The sequence below is a fragment of the Aeromicrobium sp. 9AM genome, assembly GCF_902506105.1.
Lineage (GTDB): Bacteria > Actinomycetota > Actinomycetes > Propionibacteriales > Nocardioidaceae > Aeromicrobium.
Map to the genome: position 1 here is coordinate 2,164,917 of NZ_LR733304.1, position 21,192 is coordinate 2,186,108.

The 21,192-nt window shown below is 69.8% G+C and carries 19 protein-coding genes; 7 read left to right on the forward strand and 12 right to left on the reverse strand.

Features of this window, described 5'->3' with window-relative positions; translation table 11 throughout:
- Nucleotides 1-73: 73 nt before the first annotated feature.
- Nucleotides 74-352 (forward strand): cyclase, encoded by a 279-nt coding sequence (locus tag BOSE46_RS17160; protein WP_159541393.1) that lies wholly within the window; start codon nt 74-76, stop codon nt 350-352.
- Between the two features lies 1 nt (nt 353).
- On the opposite strand, the gene dmpG is transcribed toward BOSE46_RS17160, so the two are convergent.
- The 3 genes from dmpG to BOSE46_RS17175 form a co-directional block, all read right to left on the reverse strand.
- Complete coding sequence (gene dmpG / locus BOSE46_RS17165; RefSeq protein WP_159542900.1) at nt 354-1,394, reverse strand: 4-hydroxy-2-oxovalerate aldolase; 1,041 nt, start codon at nt 1,392-1,394, stop codon at nt 354-356.
- Between the two features lie 109 nt (nt 1,395-1,503).
- Nucleotides 1,504-2,400 carry an acetaldehyde dehydrogenase (acetylating) gene (locus BOSE46_RS17170; RefSeq protein WP_159541394.1) on the reverse strand — a complete coding sequence of 299 codons (897 nt, stop codon included), beginning with the start codon at nt 2,398-2,400 and terminating at the stop codon, nt 1,504-1,506.
- Nucleotides 2,401-2,404: 4 nt separating this feature from the next.
- Entirely contained in the window at nt 2,405-3,229 is an 825-nt protein-coding gene (locus BOSE46_RS17175; RefSeq protein ID WP_159541395.1) for a 2-keto-4-pentenoate hydratase, read from the reverse strand.
- A gap of 49 nt (nt 3,230-3,278) precedes the next feature.
- Between BOSE46_RS17175 and kstD the strand changes: the two genes are divergently transcribed.
- The 3 genes from kstD to BOSE46_RS17190 all read left to right on the forward strand — a co-directional run bounded on the left by kstD (nt 3,279) and on the right by BOSE46_RS17190 (nt 6,633).
- Nucleotides 3,279-4,946, forward strand: coding sequence for a 3-oxosteroid 1-dehydrogenase (kstD, locus tag BOSE46_RS17180; RefSeq protein ID WP_159541396.1), 1,668 nt, complete (start codon nt 3,279-3,281; stop codon nt 4,944-4,946).
- Nucleotides 4,946-5,815, forward strand: a complete 870-nt coding sequence (locus BOSE46_RS17185) for a MaoC/PaaZ C-terminal domain-containing protein (protein ID WP_159541397.1) — start codon at nt 4,946-4,948, stop codon at nt 5,813-5,815. Before kstD ends, BOSE46_RS17185 begins: the two co-directional genes overlap by 1 nt.
- Nucleotides 5,816-6,036: 221 nt before the next feature.
- Nucleotides 6,037-6,633, forward strand: a complete 597-nt coding sequence (locus BOSE46_RS17190; protein ID WP_159541398.1) for a bifunctional 2-polyprenyl-6-hydroxyphenol methylase/3-demethylubiquinol 3-O-methyltransferase UbiG — start codon at nt 6,037-6,039, stop codon at nt 6,631-6,633.
- On the opposite strand, the gene BOSE46_RS17195 is transcribed toward BOSE46_RS17190, so the two are convergent.
- From BOSE46_RS17195 to BOSE46_RS17210, 4 genes are all read right to left on the reverse strand, one after another.
- Nucleotides 6,621-7,121 (reverse strand): pyridoxamine 5'-phosphate oxidase family protein, encoded by a 501-nt coding sequence (locus BOSE46_RS17195; protein WP_159541399.1) that lies wholly within the window; start codon nt 7,119-7,121, stop codon nt 6,621-6,623. The genes BOSE46_RS17190 and BOSE46_RS17195 overlap by 13 nt on opposite strands.
- 20 nt (nt 7,122-7,141) lie before the next feature.
- Nucleotides 7,142-7,579 (reverse strand): VOC family protein, encoded by a 438-nt coding sequence (locus BOSE46_RS17200; protein WP_159541400.1) that lies wholly within the window; start codon nt 7,577-7,579, stop codon nt 7,142-7,144.
- Nucleotides 7,576-8,151, reverse strand: coding sequence for a dihydrofolate reductase family protein (locus tag BOSE46_RS17205; protein WP_159541401.1), 576 nt, complete (start codon nt 8,149-8,151; stop codon nt 7,576-7,578). The genes BOSE46_RS17200 and BOSE46_RS17205 overlap by 4 nt, the downstream gene beginning before the upstream one ends.
- Nucleotides 8,152-8,284: 133 nt before the next feature.
- Nucleotides 8,285-9,532 carry an MFS transporter gene (locus BOSE46_RS17210; RefSeq protein ID WP_159541402.1) on the reverse strand — a complete coding sequence of 416 codons (1,248 nt, stop codon included), beginning with the start codon at nt 9,530-9,532 and terminating at the stop codon, nt 8,285-8,287.
- 73 nt (nt 9,533-9,605) lie between these two features.
- Here BOSE46_RS17210 and BOSE46_RS17215 point away from each other — a divergent pair, with 73 nt between their 5' ends.
- On the forward strand, nt 9,606-10,469 hold the full coding sequence (locus tag BOSE46_RS17215; RefSeq protein ID WP_159541403.1) for a LysR family transcriptional regulator: 864 nt from the start codon (nt 9,606-9,608) through the stop codon (nt 10,467-10,469).
- A 2-nt stretch (nt 10,470-10,471) separates the two neighbouring features.
- On the opposite strand, the gene BOSE46_RS17220 is transcribed toward BOSE46_RS17215, so the two are convergent.
- From BOSE46_RS17220 to BOSE46_RS17230, 3 genes are read right to left on the reverse strand one after another with little or no spacing between them, the layout of a single operon-like run.
- Nucleotides 10,472-11,638: a lipid-transfer protein gene (locus BOSE46_RS17220; RefSeq protein WP_159541404.1), complete on the reverse strand. Its 1,167-nt coding sequence runs from the start codon at nt 11,636-11,638 to the stop codon at nt 10,472-10,474.
- Nucleotides 11,635-12,927 carry an OB-fold domain-containing protein gene (locus tag BOSE46_RS17225; protein WP_159541405.1) on the reverse strand — a complete coding sequence of 431 codons (1,293 nt, stop codon included), beginning with the start codon at nt 12,925-12,927 and terminating at the stop codon, nt 11,635-11,637. The genes BOSE46_RS17220 and BOSE46_RS17225 overlap by 4 nt, the downstream gene beginning before the upstream one ends.
- Complete coding sequence (locus BOSE46_RS17230) at nt 12,924-15,107, reverse strand: acyl-CoA dehydrogenase (RefSeq protein WP_236551786.1); 2,184 nt, start codon at nt 15,105-15,107, stop codon at nt 12,924-12,926. The genes BOSE46_RS17225 and BOSE46_RS17230 overlap by 4 nt, the downstream gene beginning before the upstream one ends.
- A gap of 87 nt (nt 15,108-15,194) precedes the next feature.
- Between BOSE46_RS17230 and BOSE46_RS17235 the strand changes: the two genes are divergently transcribed.
- Nucleotides 15,195-16,130, forward strand: coding sequence for an alpha/beta fold hydrolase (locus BOSE46_RS17235; RefSeq protein WP_159541406.1), 936 nt, complete (start codon nt 15,195-15,197; stop codon nt 16,128-16,130).
- Nucleotides 16,131-16,272: 142 nt separating this feature from the next.
- On the opposite strand, the gene BOSE46_RS17240 is transcribed toward BOSE46_RS17235, so the two are convergent.
- Nucleotides 16,273-17,670, reverse strand: a complete 1,398-nt coding sequence (locus BOSE46_RS17240) for a wax ester/triacylglycerol synthase family O-acyltransferase (RefSeq protein ID WP_159541407.1) — start codon at nt 17,668-17,670, stop codon at nt 16,273-16,275.
- 54 nt (nt 17,671-17,724) lie between these two features.
- On the opposite strand from BOSE46_RS17240, the gene BOSE46_RS17245 reads away from it, so the two are divergent.
- Nucleotides 17,725-18,951, forward strand: a complete 1,227-nt coding sequence (locus BOSE46_RS17245) for an alpha/beta hydrolase (RefSeq protein WP_159541408.1) — start codon at nt 17,725-17,727, stop codon at nt 18,949-18,951.
- 189 nt (nt 18,952-19,140) lie between these two features.
- On the opposite strand, the gene BOSE46_RS17250 is transcribed toward BOSE46_RS17245, so the two are convergent.
- Entirely contained in the window at nt 19,141-21,186 is a 2,046-nt protein-coding gene (locus BOSE46_RS17250; protein WP_371415517.1) for an acyl-CoA dehydrogenase family protein, read from the reverse strand.
- Nucleotides 21,187-21,192: the final 6 nt, after the last annotated feature.

Below are 21,192 nucleotides of genomic sequence, written 5' to 3' on the forward strand. Positions count from 1 at the left end.
CAGGCCTATCGTCAGTGCTACGTGACCTCGGAGTCTGGCTGACGAACGCATCCAACCCCGAAGGAGCACCACCATGTACGTGATGGCCATCAACCACGACGTCGAGGACTACGACACCTGGAAGACCGCCTTCGACGCGTTCCCGCCCGCGAGGGGCGGCGCCCGCTTCCACCGGCTCAACCGCAACGTCGACAACGGCAACAACATCACCATCGTCGCGGGTTTCGACACGGCGGAAGCCGCCCAGCAGTTCCGGGACGACCCCGAGCTCAAGAACGTCATGAGCGAGGCCGGCGTCGTGGGCGTACCCCGCTTCGAGATCTTCGACGAGGTCGAGTCGGTCCAGTACTGACCTAGGCGTTCGCGTCGTTCTTCGCCTTGAGCATCAGGGCTATGTCGATCAGCTGGTCCTCCTGGCCGCCGATCAGCTTGCGCCGGCCGGCCTCCAGGAGGATCTGCGCGCCCGAGACGTCATAGCGCTCGGCGGCGTTGCCGGCGTGCTTGAGGAACGAGGAGTAGACCCCGGCGTAGCCCATCATCAGCGTCATCCGGTTGAGCGTGCACTCCTCGGGCATCGCCGGGCGTACGACATCCTCCGCGGCGTCGACGATCTGCAGGAAGTCGACGCCGGTGCGCCAGCCGAGCTTGTCGGCGACGCCGATGAACGCCTCGAGTGGCGTGTTGCCGGCCCCGGCACCGAACCGGCGTACGGAACCGTCGATCTGGGTCGCTCCGGCACGCGCGGCGATGACGGTGTTGGCGACACCGAGCCCGAGGTTCTCGTGACCGTGGAAGCCGACGGTGGCCTCGCGGCCGATCTCGTCGACGATCGCGGCGACCCGGTCGGCGACGCCTTCCATGATCAGCGCGCCGGCCGAGTCGACGACGTACACGCACTGGCAGCCGGCGTCGACCATGATGCGCGCCTGCCGGGCCAGCACCTCGGGCGGCTGGGTGTGGCTCATCATGAGGAAGCCGACCGTCTCGAGCCCGAGCTCGCGAGCGAGGCCGAAGTGCTGCCCCGAGGTGTCGGCCTCGGTGCAGTGCGTCGCGATGCGGCAGATCTGCCCGCCGTTGTCCTGCGCGGCACGGATGTCGTCCTTGGTGCCGACGCCGGGAAGCATGAGGAACGCGATGCGGGCACGGGTCGCCGTCTCGGCCGCCAGCTTGATGAGCTCCTGCTCGGGAGTCCTCGAGAAGCCGTAGTTGAACGACGAGCCGCCGAGCCCGTCGCCGTGCGTCACCTCGATGACCGGTATGCCCGCAGCGTCGAGCGCTGCGACGATGCCGCGAACCTCGTCGGGCACGAACTGGTGCCGCTTGTGGTGCGAGCCGTCACGCAGGCACGTGTCGGTGAGTCGGAGGTCGAGGCCGCTCTCAGGGTCGGTCTGCATCCAGGTGCGGGCCAGGACGTCGATGGCCGGGTCGATGCCCGACACGGGGGTGATGGTCATCTGGGGCCCCCGGGAAAGCGCGAGCTTGCGAGCGGTTTTTCGGGGTGTCTCATCGGGCGATCTCCTTCGCGATCGACTCGCCGACCCGCGTGGCGGCGGCGGTCATGATGTCGAGGTTGCCTGCGTAGGGCGGCAGGTAGTCACCGGCGCCTTCGACCTCGACGAAGATGCTGACCTTGGTCAGGCCCATCGTCGCGTCGGAGGCGTCATCGAACTGCGGATCCTGGAGCAACCGGTAGCCGGGGACGTACTCCTGCACCTGCCGCGCCATGCGTACGACCGACTCGGAGATCGCGTCGCGGTCGGCGTCGGCGCTGACACCGCAGAAGATCGTGTCGCGCATGATCATCGGCGGCTCGGCCGGGTTGAGGATGATGATCGCCTTGCCCCGCTCGGCACCGCCGATCGTCTCCACTCCCGCGCTGGTCGTGCGGGTGAACTCGTCGATGTTGGCGCGGGTGCCGGGCCCGGCCGACGCGCTCGACACCGAGGCGACGATCTCGGCGTACGGCACGGGGGTCACCCGCGAGACGGCGTGCACCATCGGGATCGTGGCCTGCCCGCCGCACGTGATCATGTTGACGTTGTCGGCGCCGAGGTGCTCCTCGCCGTTGACGGGAGGGATGACCGCGGGACCGACGGCGGCGGGAGTCAGGTCGATCGCGCGGATGCCGGCCTCGGCATAGCGCGGGGCGTACTCGCGGTGCACGTACGCCGAGGTGGCCTCGAAGATCAGCTCGGGCAGCTCGTCCTGCTTGAGCAGCCAGTCGACACCCTCGTGCGAGGCCTCGACGCCACGCTGGCGCGCCAGCTCGAGCCCCTCGGACGCAGGGTCGACGCCGATCATCCAGCGGGGCTCGATCAGGTCGCTGCGGAGCAGCTTGTAGAGCAGGTCGGTGCCGATGTTGCCGGGTCCGACGATGGCCGCGGTGACCTTGTTGGGCATGGTCTTACTCCTCGAAGGAGACGGTCAGCGGTGCGAACCCGCTGATGGACGCCGTGACGCGGTCACCCGCGGCGAACGGCACGAAGGGCCCGAGAGCCCCGGACAGGATCAGGTTGCCCGCACGCAGCGGGTCGCCGAAGCGGGCGGCCTGGACGGCGAGCCATCGCAGCGCCTCGAGCGGGTCGCCGAGACACGCGGCTCCGTTGCCGGACGACCGCTCCTCGCCGTTGATGGTCAGGCTCATCTCGACGTCCCGCGGCTCGATCTCGCTCAGCGGGAGCCCCGCGTCGCCCACGACGTACAGGCCGCTGGACGCGTTGTCGGCGACCGTGTCGGTGAAGGTGATGTCCCAGCCCTCGATGCGCGAGTCGACGATCTCCAGCGCGGGGATCGCCACGTCGACGGCCTCACGGACCAGGTCGATCGTGATCTGCTCCTCGGGCACGTCGATGTCGTGTCTCAACCGGAAGGCGACCTCCGCCTCGACCCGGGGCTGCAGGAGGGTGCGCATCGAGATCGGTGTGCCATCCGTGCCGTGGCTGACGTCCATGTCGCTGAGCAGGTAACCGAAGTCGGGCTGGTCGACACCGAGCTGGTTCTGCACCGCCTCGGAGGTCGCGCCGATCTTGCGGCCGACGACGGTCACACCCCCGTCAAGCCGCCGTTGGACGAGTCCCTGCTGCACGGCGTACGCCGCCGGCAGGTCGTCGGTCCCGATCAGGTCACGGACCGCTGCGCACGGCACTCGGGACTCCAGTGCCTGCGCGAGCCGCCCGGTCGCCGCAGCGATGGCGGCGGGATCAGCCTTGGTGGAGGTCACGCTCGCCATACTAGAACCTGTTACAGTTTTGCGGTAGTCAGCCCTGACCGGAGGTCCGATGGAACAGACGTGTGACGTCGTTGTCGTGGGTGCCGGAGGCGCCGGTATGACGGCCGCTCTCGCCGCTGCGCAGCATGGTCTCGACACCGTCGTGATCGAGAAGAGTGCGTACTTCGGCGGGTCGACCGCGCGCTCCGGTGGCGGCGTGTGGATCCCCGGCAACCGGGCGCTCCGGGATGCCGGGCAGGTCGACGCCGACGACGCGCAGCAGGCTAGGACGTACCTCGACTCGATCGTCGGTGACGACGTTCCCAAGGAGCGCCGGGACACCTTCCTCGACCGCGGCCCCGAGGTCATCGACTTCCTCCTCGACAACACCCCGGTGCAGCTGAAGTGGGTCCCGGAGTACTCCGACTACCTGCCCGAGCAGCCCGGCGGACGGCCGCGTGGACGCAGCGTCGAGCCGGTCCCGATGGACGGCCGCATCCTCGGCACTGAGCTCGACCGGTTGCACCCGCCGTACGCCAAGGCGCCTGCCAACCTCATCGTCACGCAGGCCGACTTCCGCAAGATCAGCCTCGGCCTGCGCACCATCCGCGGACCGCTGACGATGATGCGGGTCGTGCTCAAGCGGATGATCAGCACGTTCCGCGGCCGTCGCATGTACGCGATGGGCAACGCCCTCACGATCAGCCTGCGCAAGGGATTGATGGATGCCGGTGTGCCGGTCCACTACGAGACCCCGCTGACCGGCCTGTTGATCGAGGGCGGCCGGGTCGTCGGCGTCCGGGCTGAGCAGGACGGCGCCGAGATCGTCATCCGCGCGCGCCGCGGCGTGATCCTCGGCTCCGGCGGATTCGAGCAGAACGACACGCTGCGCGGGAAATACCTGCCGAGCCCCACCGAGGCAGCCTGGAGCACCGGCGCGGCCACCAACACCGGTGCCGGCATCGAGGCCGGCGTCGCGATCGGTGCAGCCACCGACCTGATGGATGACGCGTGGTGGGGACCGACGATCCCGCTGCCCTCGGGCCCGTGGTTCTGCCTCGCCGAGCGCAACCTCCCCGGCTCGATCATCGTCAACTCCGCCGGCCAACGGTTCATGAACGAGGCGCTGCCGTACGTCGAGGCGACGCATGCCATCTATGCGGGCGAGGCCACCGGCGTCTCGCACGTACCCGCGTGGCTCGTCATGGACCAGCGCTATCGCAACCGCTACCTGTTCGCCGGCCTCTCGCCGCGGCAACCGTTCCCCGGTCGCTGGTTCAAGTTCGGCACGGTGCGCAAGGCCGCTTCGCTGAGCGAACTCGCGGCCGAGATCGACGTTCCCGCGGAGGCGCTGGCGGAGACCGTGCGCCGGTTCAACGGCTTCGCGGAGACGGGCAACGACGAGGACTTCCACCGCGGCGACAGCGCGTACGACCGCTACTACGCCGACCCGCGCGTGAAGCCGAACCCGTCGCTGCACCGCATCGACCACGGGCCCTACTACGCCGTCAAGATCGTGCCCGGCGACCTCGGCACCAAGGGCGGCATCGTCACCGACGAGCGGGCCCGGGCGCTGCGCCCCGACGGGTCGGTCATCGAGGGGCTCTACGCCGCGGGCAACTGCTCGTCGGCCGTCATGGGCCACACGTACGCCGGCCCGGGCGCGACGATCGGGCCCGCGATGACGTTCGGCTACCTCGCCGCGGAGGACATCGCGCGTACGGGGAGCAACGACTGATGCCGATCGACCCCAAGGTCGCCATCGGAGCCGAGACCGGAACGAGCGAGTTCTCGTGGACCAGCAGCGACGTGCTGCTCTATCACCTGGCGGTCGGCGCCGGCTCGAGCCCGGGCGACAACGTCTCGACCGACGCCCTGCGCTGGACCCTCGACGACCCCCGTTTGCAGGTGCTGCCGACCTTCGCCGTGGTCGCCCCGTCGTTCCACGAGACCAACCCTCCGACGCTCGACCTGCCGGGCTGCGACATCAACCTGGCCCAGGTCGTCCACGGCGCACAGGAGGTCCGGGTCATCGGCCCGCTGCCCGCCACGGGCACGGCCCGGCTCACGACCCGCATCACCGACATCTGGGACAAGGACCGGGCCGCCGTGATCTGGCAGGAAGGCGTCGCCACCGGGCCGGGCGGCACCGAGCTGTGGCGCGTACGGTCGTCGATCTTCGTCAAGGGCGAGGGCGGCTGGGGCGGCAACCGGGGCGAGAGCACTGCCGTGCCGGTGCCCGACCGCGAGCCGGACGCCGCCACGACGTACACCGTCACCCCGCAGCAGGCGTTGCTCTACCGGCTCTGCGGCGACCGCAACCCGTTGCACGCCGACCCCGAGTTCGCCAAGGCAGCGGGGTTCCCGGCGCCGATCCTCCACGGCCTTGCAACGTACGGCATCGTGCTGCGCGAGGTCATCGACCTGATGCTCGGCGGCGAGGCGGCCGCGGTCCGGGGCTTCAGCGCCAGGTTCGCCGGCGTCGTCTTCCCCGGCGAGACCCTGTCGATCGCCGCGTGGGACGAGCCCGAGGGCATCGTCGTGACCGCGACGGTCGGCGACGACCAGCGCCCAGCCTTGGCCGACTGCCTCGTGACGCGCCGCTAAGTCCCGTGCCTTCAAGGCCCGAACCCGGCCCCTAAGGAGGCCGCCAGCGGCCGACTGGGAGGGAGCGCCAGCGACCGAAGGGGCGAACGGCGACAGGCTCGAGCGAGCGTTCGACTCACGACGCTTCGGGGCCTCGTTCCTCGGCCCCTCCCGTTCGGCCGCGGGCGGCCTCACTAGCGAGCGGGACCGCTTGTACACCAACGGAGGCCTAGGCTCCCGGCATGGAGCCCGACACCAACAACGCGCGCACGGTCGAGTCGTACGAGCTGATCGCCGATGACTATGCCCGCGAGACGGCCGGCAGCCGGGTCATGGCCGGAGCACTCGATCGGCTGGCAGAAGCGGTCCCCGGCGGTCACGTCCTCGAGATCGGCTCCGGCCCGGGCTGGGATGCCGACCAGCTCGAGGAGGCCGGGGTGTCAGTACGCCGCACCGACATCACGCAGGCCTTCATCGACCAGCAGCGTGCGCGCGGCAAGGAGGTCGACCGGCTCGACGCGATCAACGATGACCTCGGCGGCCCCTACGACGCTGTCGTCGCCATCCATGTCCTCCAGCACGTCGAGCCTGACGACTTCACCGCGGTCCTCTCGAAGGTTGCCGGCGCCTTGCGGCCCGGAGGCCGCTTCCTCGTCTCCATCCCCATCGGCGAGGGGACGAGCTGGGAGGAGGGAGACTCCGGCCGGCCCTACTACCGGGTGCTCCGATCCGAGGACGACCTGCTTGCTGAGCTGAAGCGCGCCGGACTGACTCCGGCGTGGACCGAACGATCCGCTCACGAGGACGGCTGGGTCTGTGTCCTGGCTCAGTTGCGCTGACGCGCCTCCCGTTGCTGGAGCAGCTCCTCGACCGCGATCGGCAGCGTCGTCTCGAAGTCGATGAGCTTCGCCCAGGTCGGCGTCACCACGATCCGGACCATTCCGTCGTAGTAGATCGAACGCACTTCTTTCTCCCACTCGACTCGCTGCTCAGAGGTCATCTCGTAGGTGCTCGTCGTCTGGAGGTACTCGTCGGGGATGTCGTCGACGTGGTCCAGCTCGGCCCACCCCCGGATGAGCAGGATCTTGGGCGGGTGCACCTCGGTGTCGATCGTCAGGGCGACCATCGGGTTCGCGCTCAACGCCCGCAGCTTCGGAGCGTTCTTGGCCGTGCACATCACGATCGTCGTGCCGTTCCAGGCGAACGCGATGGGCACGTTGCGTGGCGTCCCGTCCTTGGCGACGTACGCCAGTCGCGTGATGTCGCGGGCCAACAGCTCCTGGCTGATCGGCCGGTCCAGGATCTCGGTGACCTCGTCCGGGTGCATGATCGTTCCTCCCCTTGTCATCAGCTGAGCTCTTGGACCAGCCCGATGATGACGCCGGCAGGACCGCGGGCATAGCCGTAGCGGTAGTAGGTCTCGTACTCCGCGATCTCGCCCACGAGCTCGGCCCCGTGCGGGCGCAGGCGTTCGAAGGTGTCATCAACGTTGTCGACGACGAACGCGAGGCGCGGGATGCCGGGGACGTTGACCGGCGGCGACGGTTGAGCGTTGGTCGCCACGGGCCGCTCGAACGTCGAGAGCTCGACCCGGCTGTGACCGTCCGGGGTCTTCAGCATCGCCATGTCCGCCCTGGCATCCTCCAGGGCGATGAGCTGGTCGACCCACTCGCCCTCGACCGTCGCCCGGCCCTCGAGCTCCATGCCGAGCTCGACGAAGAACCCGATCGCCGCGTCGAGGTCCTCGACGACGATGCCGGCGTGATCCATCCGCACGATGCTCATGCGACGACCGCGTAGCGCATCAGGGCGATCCCGTTGTCGAAGCCGGTCGCCTCGACCAGCTTCAGGTCGCGCCGGTCCTCGAAGATGTGCCTCCCCGCGCCGCGGGACGCCGGGCAGACCAGCATCCGGACCTCGTCGATGACACCCGCCTCGATCAGGGACTGCATCAGCGTCAGGCTGCCCCAGAGCCAGATGTCCTTGCCGTCCTGCGCCTTGAGCTCCTTGAGCGTCGCGACCGGGTCGCTGGTCACGGTGGCGGCAGGGAAGTCGCCCCACGGCGCCTCGTCCAGGTTCGACGAGGCGACGTACTTGGTCAGGTTGTTGAGCTTGCGTCCCCACTCGCCCTGGTCCTCGGCGTGCGGCCAGTAGCCGACGCTCTGGGCGTACGTGTTGGCGCCGAGGATCATGGTGTCGAGCGAGTCCATGAAGCTCATCAAGCTCGTCTGGAACGGGGTGGGGGCGTCGTCGTCGAACGGCTCAGGAGACACGAAGCTGAGTCCGCCGTCCTCCTCCGCAGCGATGTTGTCGACGGTGACCCATTGCTGGACGATGAGCTTGCGGGTGGTGGTCATGCTGGTGCTTCTCCTCTGGTTGGTGATGTGTTCGAGATGGAGCGGACGACGGTCTCGAGTCTTGGTCGGATCGACGCACAGGTCCAATGCCAATCGCCGATGGAACGCATCGAGATCGTCAATACGTACGTGGTCAGGGCCTCCTTGCTGTGGTCGCGACCATGGTTCCGACCGTCCAGTGGTGCTGGATCGGCCGAGTCTGGGTGGCCCGTACGAGCGGGCGGGTGAGGGCCGCGGAGACCAGCAGGGAGACCACACCGAGCAGGGCGATCGTCACCCCGGGGGCGATTCCCTCGGCCAACGCCCCGGCGAGGAGCGCGCCGAAACCTTGGCAGGTGGCCCGCGCGGCCGACTCTGCGCCGAGCACCTGGCCGGACAGATGCGGCGGGGTCAGCTCGACGAGCATTTCCTGCTGCGCGAGCGTGGCCGCGTACCCGATGCAGGCGCAGCCGGCCAGGAGGGCGGCCAGCGAAGTGCCCGGGCGCAGCGCGAAGAACAGGAACGGCACCGCCAGCCACCAACGCAGCCACGTCGCCGATGCCCGTCGATGCGGTCCGGAGAGGACCCGGCCGACCATCACGTCACCGAGGAGCATGCCGGCGGCGCCGGCGACGAAGAGGGCCGCCGCCGCGTCACCGGCGTACGGGACGAACAGCGCCTCGCACCCGGCAATCAGTCCGTTGGGGACCGTCAACGCAATCAGCAACGGCCGAGTGGACGGGAGCGTCAACAGGGCGCGGTTGCCGCGCCAGGTCTCGCGGAGCCCGGCCCGTCCCGTACGCCGTGCGCGGCGGTCGCTCACACCGGTCCAGGTGATCGGGACCGCCACGGCGGCAAGTGCCGCGGCGACCCAGAGCACCTGCTCGACGGGGAGCAGCCGCAGCAGCGATCCGCCGATCGCGAAGCCCAGCACCTGCATCACGCCGACCGAGATGTTCATCGCCGAACGCGCAAGTGCGTACTGACCCTGCGGCAGCACCTCCGCCAGGAGCCCCCAGCGCACACCGTTGCCGATCGACATGGCGAACGCCACCGCGAGGGCGACGAGCAGCCGGACCCACGGAGCGAGCGGCAGGGCGGCCTGCAGCGCGAGCCCGATCGTCGTGGCGACGCACACCGCGGTCAGGGCGTGTCGCGGCCGCACGGTGTCGGCGGCGGACATCAGCGTGCCGGCGCCGGCGAGCTGCACGAGCGACGGCCCGAACATCGCGGCCGAGGCCAGCAGGGGCGATCCGGTCTGCGCGTAGATCAGCGTTCCCAGGCTCAGGCCGGCCACCGTGCCCGCGGCCACGCCCAGGGCGCTGCCTGTCCAGAGCGCGCAGAACTCGCGGCGTCGGAACAGGTCGACGTACCGGCTCGCGACCTGCGGCTGGATGTCCATGACTCGATGCTGTCAACGAGGCTCACATCGATCAAGGTGGGAAATCGCGCGAACTCATCGATATGCTCGATGGATGGATGTGAACCGGCTTCGCGTCATCGACGCGATCGCCCGCACCGGCTCGATCACGGCCGCCGCCGAGGAGCTGCACTACGCGCAGGCGTCGGTCAGTCATCATCTGGCCAGGCTCCAGGAGCAGGTCGGTGCGACCCTGACTCGCCGTGTCGGCCGGGGCATCGTGCTCACACCGGAGGGCGAGCTGCTCGCCAGCCGGGCCAGGGAGATCCTCCGGCGCATCGGGGATGCCGAGTCCGAGGTCGGCGCACTCAGCCGCCAGCTGCACGGCCGCTTGCGGATCGCCGCGTTCCAGTCCGCCCTGCTCTCGCTCGTGCCGCCCGCACTCGCGTCCGTCCGGGCGACGCACTCGGACATCGAGCTCGAGCTCCGCGAGAGTCACCCGGAGGACTCGCTGGTGCTCGTACGCGCGAACGAGATCGATGTCGGGATCGTCCACCGCCCTGACGACCTGCCACCGGCGGATGACCTGCTCGCCGTCAAGCTCTACGAGGACCCCATCTATCTGCTGAGCACGACACCCGACGACACCGTGGAGGCGCATCGCGACTCCAGCTGGATCGCCGGATGCGACCGGTGCCGCCAGGGCATCGAGACGCTGTGCCTGGCGGCCGGGTTCGAGCCGCGGATCGCCCTGCGCACCGAGGACATCTACGTGCAGGCGTCGTTCGTGGCCGAAGGTCTCGGCGTCATCACGATGCCGGGCACCGCGCTCCGCTCGCTCGACATGGCCACCCTGCATGCCAGCGTTCTCCCCGCTGCAAGGCGACGCGTGTGGGCCGTGGCGTCCCACGCGTCCGGCTCGGACATCGTCCACGAGTTCATCGCGGCCCTCAGGACCGCGTCGACGTCGCTCCCCTGAGGTCAGCCGCCGAGGATCAGACCCGAGGTCGGCACGCCGGTGCCGGCCGTCACCAGCACGTGCTGGGCGCCGTCGACCTGGTTGACCGATGTGCCGCGCAGCTGACGTACGGCCTCGGCGATGCCGTTCATGCCGTGGATGTACGCCTCGCCGAGCTGGCCGCCGTGCGTGTTGAGCGGCAGCCGGCCGCCGATCTCGATCGCGCCGCCGGCAATGAAGTCCTTGGCCTCGCCCCGCCCGCAGAAGCCGAGCTCCTCCAGCTGCATCAGCACGTACGGCGTGAAGTGGTCGTAGAGCACCGCGGTCTCGATGTCGGCCGGCGACAGTCCCGACTGACGCCACAGGTCGCGGCCGACGACGCCGATCTCGGGGATCCCGATGTCGTCGCGGTAGTACGACGTCATGACGAACTGGTCCGTCGCGCTGCCCTGTGCAGCCGCGACGATCGGCACCGCACCGGCCTTGAGGTCGCGCGCGCGTTCGGTCGAGGTCACGACGATCGCCACCGCGCCGTCGCTCTCCTGGCAGCAGTCGAGCAGGCGCAGCGGGTCGGCGATCATCCGCGAGGCCTGGTGGTCCTCGATCGTGATGGGCTTCTCGTGGAAGAACGCGTTGGGGTTGGTCGCCGCGTGCCGGCGGTCCGCGACGGCGACGGCGCCGAAGTCGGCCGAGGTGGCGCCGTACTCGTGCATGTAGCGACGGGCCTGCATCGCCACGGTCGCTGCGGGCGTGGACAGGCCGTGCGGGTACGACCACGCGTTGTCGAGGCCGTTGGTGTTGACCTGCTCGGCGGCCCACTTCTGCACCTGGCCGAAACGCTGGCCGGACCGCTCGTTGAAGCCGCGATAGGCCACCACGACGTCGGCCATGCCGGTCGCCACCGCCATCGCCGCCTGCTGCACCGTCGCGCAGGCCGCGCCGCCGCCGTAGTTGATCCGGCTGAAAAACCGCAGGTCACCCATGCCGAGCTCACGCGCGAGGGCGATCTCGGACGTCGAGTCCATCGTGAACGTGACGAGCCCGTCGACGTCGGCCGCTGTGAGCCCCGCATCGGCGATTGCGGCGAGCGTTGCCTCCGCCGACAGCTGCAGCTCGGAGCGGCCGGACTCCTTGGAGAACTCGGTCGCACCGATCCCGGCGATCGCCGCCGCACCGCTGAATCCGCTCATGGGAGTCGCACCTCCAGCCGTGCGTTGGCGTGCATCCCGATCGACACCGCCGCGGCGACGTCGATCGTGGTCACCCCGTCCTGCTCCGACACGATCGTCCCGCTGAAGCGCAGAGTGTCGTACGGATGTGCCGGCGCGCCGAGCCGCAGCGCGCACGACAGGATCTGCGTCTGCGGTCCGGCCCAGTCGGTGACATAGCGCTGCACCAGCCCGTTCGTGCTGAGGATGTTGATGAAGATGTCCTTGCTGCCGTGCCCGATCGAGCGGTCGCGGTCGTGGTGCACGTCCTGGAAGTCGCGCGTGGCGAGCGCCGTCGAGACCACGAGCGTCGGGGTGATCGGCAGCTCCCACACCGGTATGTCCGACGGCTCGGGCTCCGGCTCGGGCTCCACGGCCTGCGTGCCCGAGGGCCTCCACTTCGCGAGCGTGACCTCGTCGTCGATCGGGTCGAACCAGACCTCGACGTCATCGCCGATCGCGACCTCCCCGTCGACCTCGCCGATCATCCGGACGCCCTCCTCGAGGTCGACCAGAGCCAACGTCAGAGGCAGCTTCTTGCCCGGCACGGCCGGAGCGTGGTGGACCAGGAAGGAGTGCACCGTGCCACGGCCCGACGCCACGACGTACCCGCGATCCATCGCGTGGCAGACCGGGCACACCGGCCCCGGCGGGTGCCGCAGCTCGCCGCAGGCGTTGCACGTCTGGATGCGCAGCTCGCCGGCCGCGGTGCCGGCCCAGAAGAACTCCGTGTCGCGGTTGATCATCGGCCGGGCCGACTTCGTCTTGTCGACCGAGGCGCGACCCGTGCCTGGCTTGAACTTGAGGACGCGAAACGTCATCGTCGCGACCCCCTCGTCGCCGACGGTCCAGATGCTCTTCGTCGTGATGAACCAGCCCTCGCCGACGCCGGTGACCTTGGGGCCGACGACCTCGTCGAGCCGCGTGCTGATCGCGACGCGCTCACCGGGTCGCAGCGCTCGCGCGTACGTCTGGTCGCAGTTGGTGCCGAGCACGGACGTGTAGCCCGCCTCGTCGAAGATGCTCATGGTGTCGGGCAGCGGGTCGCCGGGCATGCGTTCGGGGTTGAGCCCGTACATCGTCCACACCTGCGCCATCGCCGGCGGCGCCTCGGTGTCGGGTCCGGGCGCCCACCGCGGGTTGGCGTCGCCGATCGCCTCGGCCCAGTGCCGGATCATCGGTACGTTGACCGGGTCGAGCGCCTCACGGGCCGGACTGTTGCCGCGCGCCTTGATCTCCTCGACCCGCTCGAGGATCTCCTCGGGAGTCATCGGGGCACCCTCGGCAGGTCGAGCCCGAACATCGCGATCAGCTCGCGCTGCACCTCATTGACCCCGCCGCCGAAGGTCAGCACGAGGTTGCGCTTGCTCGTCGCGTCGAGGTACTCCACGAGCCGCCCGGTCTCGGGATCGGCCGGATCGCCGTACGTCGTGACGACATCCATCAGCGCGAGCCCGAGGCGCTGCACCTCGTCGCTCGCCAGCACCTTCGACGTCGACGCATCAGCCACGGTCGCGCGCTCGGACGAGCCGCCACGCGCGACGGCCCAGTTGAGCAGCTCGTTGACGCGGAACGACGCGGTGGCGCGTGCGAGTGTGTCGTGGACCAGCGGCACCTCGAGCAATGGCGTGCCGTCGCGGTCGACCCGGTCCTGCGCCCATTCGCGCACGATGTCGCGCAGGCCCTCGATGCGGCCAGCGGGACCGAGCATGACGCGCTCGTGGTTGAGCTGCGTCGTGATGAGCTGCCAGCCGCGGTTCTCCTCGCCGACGAGCATGTCGACCGGCACGCGTACGTCGTTGTAGTACGTCGCGTTCGTGTGGTGCGAGTGGTCGCTCGTGACGATCGGCGTCGACGAGAAGCCGGGATCGCGGGTGTCGACGATCAGCACCGAGATGCCGCGGTGCGGTGGCGCGTCGGGATCGGTGCGCACGGCGAGCCATACGTAGTCGGCGACGTGGCCGCCGGTCGTCCACATCTTCTGCCCGTTGACGACGTAGTGGTCGCCGTCCCGCCGGGCGCTGGTGCGCATCGACGCCAGGTCGGTGCCGGCGTCGGGCTCGCTGTAGCCGATCGCGAAGTGCACGTCGCCCGTCACGATGTCGGCGAGGAACATGTCCTTCTGCTTCTGCGTGCCGTACGCCTGCAGCGTCGGCCCGACGGTCTGCAGGGTCACCGACGGCAGGTGAACATCCGCGCGCGATGCCTCGTTGACGAACACCTGCTGCTCGATGACGCCGCGACCCTGGCCGCCGTACTCCTTCGGCCAGCCGACGCCCATCCAGCCGTCGGCGCCCATCTGCTTGATGATGCGGTGGTACGCCGGACCGTGGCGGTCGATCCGCATCTCATCACGATCAGCGTCGCTGACCAGGCCGGACAGATAGGCGCGCGCCTCCTGCTTGAACGCGCGTTCTTCGGCAGTCAGCTCGGCGTTCTTGCCGTCGGACTCGGTGACCGGTACGTCCGCGAGAGCGGCCGGGCCACCCAGGTGCCGGGCTGCATCGCGTACGCCCGAGAAGTAGCGGTTGAGCGGATAGGTGATGTCGACGCCCATGCCGCCGTGCAGGTGCTGGCAGGTCTGCAGCACGGCCGGCGCGCGGTCGGCGAACCAGTGCGCGGCGACGGCCAGGTCGTCGGCCGCCGGTTCGCCCGCGTCGAGGCGCCGGGCGAGCTCGCCGGCGGTCAGCGTGAACGTACGGGACGCGATGTAGACGTCGGCGATCTGCTGCGCGACGGACTGGAACTCGGCGAGCGCGCGGCCGAACTGCCGGCGGTCGCGGATGTAGCCGGCGGTGAGGTCGCGGGCGCCCTCGACGAGTCCGGCACCCAGCGCGGCCAGCCCGGCGATGGCGTGGCTGCGCACCACATCGGCATCCAGGACGCCGAGCGCGGGGGCCGCAGCGAAGATGTACGTCGCCTCGGCCGCACCGCGTGAGGTGGAGGTGTCGACGCGACTCACGCCAGGGCCTTCGGGATCGACCATGGCGACGACGACTTCACCGCTCCCTGAGCTTGTCGAAGGGACGAGCAGAAGGGTCCTCCGGTCCAGCACCGGCACACCGATCTTGGTGCCGGTCACGGCGTCGCCCTCGTACGTCGTGGCGGGATCGCGCGGCAGTGCGGACCCGGGTTCTCCGAGCGCCGGTGCCAGCAGCAGGTCGCCGGCCAGCACCTGCGGGACCAGGTCGGCCTGCAAAGCGTCGGAGCCCGATCGCACGAGCGGCAGCAGGCCGCAGGCGACGGTCTCCCACACCGGGAGGTCGGAGGCGCGACGGCCGACCTCGTGCAGCAGCACGGCGACCTCGGCCATGCCCAGGCCCTCACCGCCGTGCTCCTGGGGGGCGACCAGCGCGAGCAGCCCGGACTCCTGGAGGGCGCGCCACGACCCGTCGCCTCGGTCGAGCACATCGCCGATGACGGAGCGCACCTCGTCGAGCACCGAGTCCACGCAGATCCCCAATCCTTCGAGTGGCAGACTTCCCGTGCAAAACTATAACGTGTTCTAATCCGTCGAGGTTGATCCAGAGGAGGACGTGTGCGGAACCCGCTGAAGCTGCCGCTGTCAGTCGTACGGCACCTGCTGCCCGACCCGTCCACGTGGGACCTGTTCGACCTGCCACCCGTCGACCTGCCTGAGGGCCGCTGGCTGGACCTTCCTCGTCGCGGTCGTACGTGGCTGACCGACGTGCCAGGGCCGACCCCGGATGCCCCGGCGATCGTGCTGCTGCACGCGGTCGGCTGCACCGGGCAGCTGACCTGGTTCCCGGCGATCCCCCGGCTGGCCGAGCACTACCGCGTCATCACGTTCGACCAGCGCTGGCACGGCCGCGGCATCACGTCGGAGCGGTTCCTGATCTCGGACTGCGCCGACGACGTGGCAGCCGTGATCGACGCGCTCGACCTTGGCCGGCCGATCATCGCGGGCTACTCGATGGGCTCGGTCATCGCCCAGCGCGTGTGGCGGCAGCACCCCGACGTCGTCGGCGGGTTGGTCCTCGCTGCCAGCACGGCGCACTTCCGCACGAACGGCCGCGAGCGGGTCTTCCACACCGGCATGGCGCTGGGCATGGGACTGACCGCGACGCTGTCGCGCTCACGAGTGGTGAGACGCGCCAGCACGGCAGCCGTCGAGGAGATCGAGGCCGGCAGCTCCGACACCGCAGGGTGGGCCATGAAGCAGTGGCGGTCGAGCAGCCCATGGGCCGTCGGCCAGGCGGTCGCGTCGCTCGGGCGTCACCACTCGACGCTGTGGCTGGAGCGCGTGGACGTACCGACGGCGGTCGTGGTGACCACGAACGACCACGTGATCCCGCCCGACCGCCAGCGCGACCTCGCCGCCCGGGTCCCTGGCGCGACGGTGCACGAGGCGGCGTGCGGGCATGCCGGCTGCGTGCTGGAGCACCAGACCTTCGTCCCGGCGCTGCTCGAAGCCGCCCGAGCGGTGTCAGCCCGGATGGTCTCCGTTCCCTAAGGAGGCCGCCCGCGGCCGACTGGGAGCGAGCCCTGCGAGCGAAGGGACGTGAGGCAGCGTGCTCGCTCGAGCCTCTCGTCGTACGCCCCTTCGCTTCGCTCCCGCTCCTCGCAGAGCTCGTCGCTAGGGGCCGGGTGACGACTCAGCCCAGGACGGACTTCTTCATCGCTTCCAGCTCGACCGGGAACTGGTCGACCAGGTCCCAGACGTTCGGCATCAGCTCGCGGCAGGCGATCGCGCCGATGTGCATCTGGCCGTTGTTGCTCATCACCGTGATGTTGAGGCCGGCACCGTGGAAGATCGGGCCGAGCGGATAGAGCGCATCGATGCGCGCGCCGACGAAGTACAGCGGCACCGGCGGCCCGGGCACGTTCGAGATCACCAGGTTGTGGATGACCGGGGTCTTCTCGGCGAGCCGGAGGTCCGACACCATGCGCACGGCCAGGCCGAACGTACGCGGGGCGGCGAACTCGGCCCACTCCTGCAGCGTGTCGGCCGGTACGGCGGTGTGGTGGTCCTTGGCGTGGGCGTTGGCCACCGACATCTCCGTGATCCGTTCGAGCGGGTCCTCGACGTCGGTGCCGAGCCGGCAGAAGATCGTCGAGACCTTGTTGCGGCCGCCGCTCCTCGTCGACTCGTTGCGCACCGACACCGGGACGCTCGCGAGCAGTGACGTGTCCGGCAGCTCGCCGCGGTCCTGCAGGTAGCGCCGAAGCGCACCACCGCTCAGCGCGAGCACGACGTCGTTGACCGTCGCGCCGGGGACCGCGTGCTTGATCTGCTTGATGTCGTCCAGCGAGACATCCGTGAGGGCGATCGAGCGGTGACCCGTGATCGTGCCGTTGAAGGACGTACGCGGAGCGGTCAGCGGCGCTGCCATCGCAGTGCCCTGCCGCGCCCGGCTGGCCGTCTCCACGAGCGTGCGTACGGTCGGCGTCACGAGCTTCGCGAGCTGCCACGGCTTCGTCGCGGTGGCGAGCAGTCCACGACCGACGAGCTCCAGGTCTGACGGGGCGCGCTGGTGATCGCCGGCGCCCTCGCCTGAGTCGAGCGGCGGCGCATCGGCCTCGAGGCTGCACAGGTACGAGATCATGTTGGAGCCCGAGACCCCGTCGACCGAGGCGTGGTGCATCTTGGAGAACACCGCGATCTTGCCGTTCGCCAGGCCCTCGATGACGTGCATCTCCCACAGCGGACGCGACCGGTCCAGCGGAATGCCGGCCAGATGCCCGGCGACCTCGGTCAGCTCGCGCTCGCTGCCCGGCGCCGGCGCCGCCATGCGGTGGACGTGCCGGTCGATGTCGAACTCGTCGTCCGTCACCCAGATCGGGAAGTCGATGCGACCCGGCACGAACTTGAGCTTGCGGTTGAACATCGGGATGCCCGAGACCCGCTGCGACAGCTCTTCCTTGAACCGGGCGAAGTCGTAGCCGCCGGGGATCGTCGCCGGGTCCACGACGATCACCCCGCACACGTGCATCAGCTGCGTACCGCTCTCCAGGTACAGGAAGCTGGCGTCGAGTCCACTGAGTCGATCCATGGCCGTATCCTAGACCCGCCTAGAACATGTTCTACCCGCTTGAGGAGATCGCCCATGTCCGCCGGGTTCACCCGACGCCAGCTCACCCTTGCGGCTCTGGCCTTCAACGCCGTACGTCCGCAGCGACGCGGCTGGTCGGCGCTGCCCAGCTTCGCCCTCGGCTGGCCCACGAGCGAGCTGGCTCCGCACCTGCTGGGCGCCGCTGCCCTCGACACCGCGGCCGAGCTGACCGTACGGCGGGGCAAGCCGTCCCGGCTGGGACTCGTCGCGGCCGCCGCGGCCGCAGGACTCCTCACCCATACGATCGCCGGCGCGAGACGTACCGGCACCCAGCTCGACGAGGCGCTGCGCGAGGGCATCGGCGACGGCTACCTCGACGAGATCGACCTGCCCGGACCCATCGACCTCCGGCTCCCCCGCGGTTCGGTCGTCCGGCCGTTCAACTTCCGCGCCCGCGACATCGAGGTGCTGCGCAACGTGCCCTACACCGAGGGCGGCCGCCGGGCACACCTCGACATCCGGCGGCCCAAGGACCGCGACCTGAGCAAGGCTCCCGTGCTGATCCAGATCCACGGCGGCGGCTGGACGATCGGCAACAAGGAGCAGCAGGGCCTCCTGCTGATGAACCGCATGGCCCAGCAGGGCTGGGTGTGCGTTTCGGCGAACTACCGGCTCGCACCGAAGCACCGCTTCCCGGCCCAGATCGTCGACGTCAAGCGCGCCATCGCCTGGGTGCACGAGAACATCGCCGACTACGGCGGCGACCCGTCGTACGTCGTCATCACGGGTGGCTCGGCCGGCGGTCACCTCGCGTCCCTCGCGGCGCTGACGCCCGGGCTCGCGGACTATCAACCGGACTTCGAGGACTCCGACACCTCCGTGTCCGGGTGCGTGCCCTTCTACGGCGTCTACGACCTCGGCGGCATCACCGAGCACCGATCGGCCGTCGACATGCGCGACCGTTTTCTCGGCCCGCGGGTGTTCGGCAAGGACCCGCGTACGCACCTCGACCACTTCGTCCAGGCCTCGCCGTTGGCGCAGGTCGGCGAGCACGCGCCCGACTTCTTCGTGATCCACGGCAGCAACGACACCGTCGTCTCGGTCAAGCAGGCCCGCGCGTTCGTCACAGCCCTCAGGGAGAAGTCGGACGCCTCCGTCACGTACGCCGAGCTGCCCGGCGCACAGCACGCGTTCGACGTGTTCTCGTCGATCCGAAGCCAGCACACGATCGCGGCCGTGCAGCGCTGGCTCCAATGGCACCGCGCACGGAACCAGAACTAGCCCGGCTTTCTGGCGGTCGAGTAGCCCGCGAGCTCTGCGAGCCGGCGTATCGAGACCACGTACGTCGCAAAGCTCGCTCGAGCCATCAACCTCACGAGGTCTCGATACGGCTCGGCCGCGGCCGGCCTCCCCACTCGACCGGCAACGTGGGTGCGACTGCCTTGGAGCAAGCGCGAAGCGAGCGGAGCCTCAGCTGCGAGGGAGGCCCAGCACGCGTTCGGCGACGACGTTGCGGAGGATCTGGGTCGTGCCGCCGGCGATCGACAGGCACCGCGTCAGCAACATCTCGTGCACGTCCGGATCGTCAGGCGCAAACAACGCAGCTGGCCCGAGCATGCGTACGACCAGCTCGGAGGCCTCCTGCCGATTGCGTACGCCCAGCAGCTTCGCGACGCTCGACTCCGGCCCCGGCCCACGCCCGGCGATCGATCGCAATGTCGAACGTACGCCGAGCAGCTGGCACACCGAGGCCAGCGCGACCTGGTGACCGACCAGCGCGGCATCGGTCTCGGACTCGCGACCGGCCAACAGCTCGACCGCGCGCTCGGTGCTCATGCCGAGCTTGCTGCCGGCCATGGCGACACGTTCGTTGGCCAAGGTCGTGCGGGCGAGCTTCCAGCCCTCGTTGACCTCACCGACGACGCACTCGTCGGGCACGAAGACCTCGTCGAGGAACACCTCGTTGAACATCGCGTCACCGGTCAGCTCGCGCAGCGGCCGGATGTCGATGCCGGCCGATGTCATGTCGACCAGGAAGTAGGTGATCCCGCGATGCGGCGGGGCGTCCCGGTCCGTACGCGCGAGGCAGATCGCCCAGTGGGCCTCACGCGCCCGCGAGGTCCAGACCTTCTGACCCGTGAGCTGCCAGCCACCCTCGACACGTACGGCACGCGTGCTCAGCGAGGCGAGGTCGGAGCCCGCCCCGGGCTCGCTGAACAGCTGGCACCACCTCAGGTCACCGAGCAACGTGGGCATGACGAACCGCTCGGCCTGCTCGGGGGTGCCGTGCCCGATGATCGTCGGCACGGCCCAACCGCCGATCGCGATGTCGGGCCGGCTCAGCCCCGCGCGGGTCAGCTCCTCGTCCACGACCAGCTGCTCAACCGGCCCGGCGTCCAGGCCGTACGGGCGCGGCCAGTGCGGCGTCAGGTAGCCGGCCTGGGCGAGCGCGGCTCGATGCTCGTCCGAGGGCAGCTCGGCGATCGCCGCCATCTGTCGGCGGATCACGTCCCGGAGCTCCGCGTCCGTCTCCCCGAAGTCGATCTCAGGCACGCGTCGCTGACCGGTGCCGGCGCGCCGGGCCAGGCGGGCGGCCGACTGCTCGGCGCCTCCGGTCAGCGAGGCGACGGCGAGACTCAGGGCGATCGCCCGGCGGAGGTAGAGGTGCGCATCGTGCTCGAACGTGAAGCCGATGCCGCCGAGCACCTGGATGCAGTCCTGCGCGACCGACACGGCACCGTCGAACGCCACCGTCGCGGCGACGTCAGCGGCATAGGCCGCCTCGCCATCAGGTACGTCCGCCCGTGCGCTGGCGCCGGCGTCCCAGGCGACGGCCGCCACCGACTCGGTGGTCTCGAGCATCTGGGAGCAGAGGTGCTTGATCGCCTGGAACGAGCCGATCGGCGCACCGAACTGCTCGCGCACCTTGGCGTACGCCACCGCGGTGTCGAGGCACCACTGCGCCAGGCCCGCAGCCTCGGCCGCCGCCAGCGCGACGAGGGTCCGGCGGACCGACTCGGTGCTCACCCCCGGCAGCTCAACGATCTGGTCACTCGTCGCCGCAACGCGTACGGACCCGCCGCGGCGCGAGAGGTCGAGCCCCTCCTCGGGCTGGGCCGTGAAGCTGCCGGCGTCGATCAGCACCCACGAATCGTCCGTCGTACGCGTCACAAGCCAGCGCGCGCCGACCACGTCGAGCACGACGTCGAGGTCCCCGCGGGCACCATCGGCATCGACCCTCACTGCGCCCTGCAGAGCGACTGCCGCACTGTCGCCACGGGTGATCCCGCTGAGCACGTCGGCATCCCCCGCGAGCTGGCCGACAAGCACCGCGCCCAGCAGCGGCCCGGGCACCAAGGCGTAAGCGGCCGACTCAAGCGCGACCATCTGGTCGAGCAGGTCGCCGCCGCCACCGCCGTGATGCTCGTCGATCGCGATGCCGGTCAGGCCCGCTTCGACGACGGACTGCCAGCTCTTGGCGAACCCGGCGGCGGCATCGCTCTCGGCTTCTCGCACCGCGGA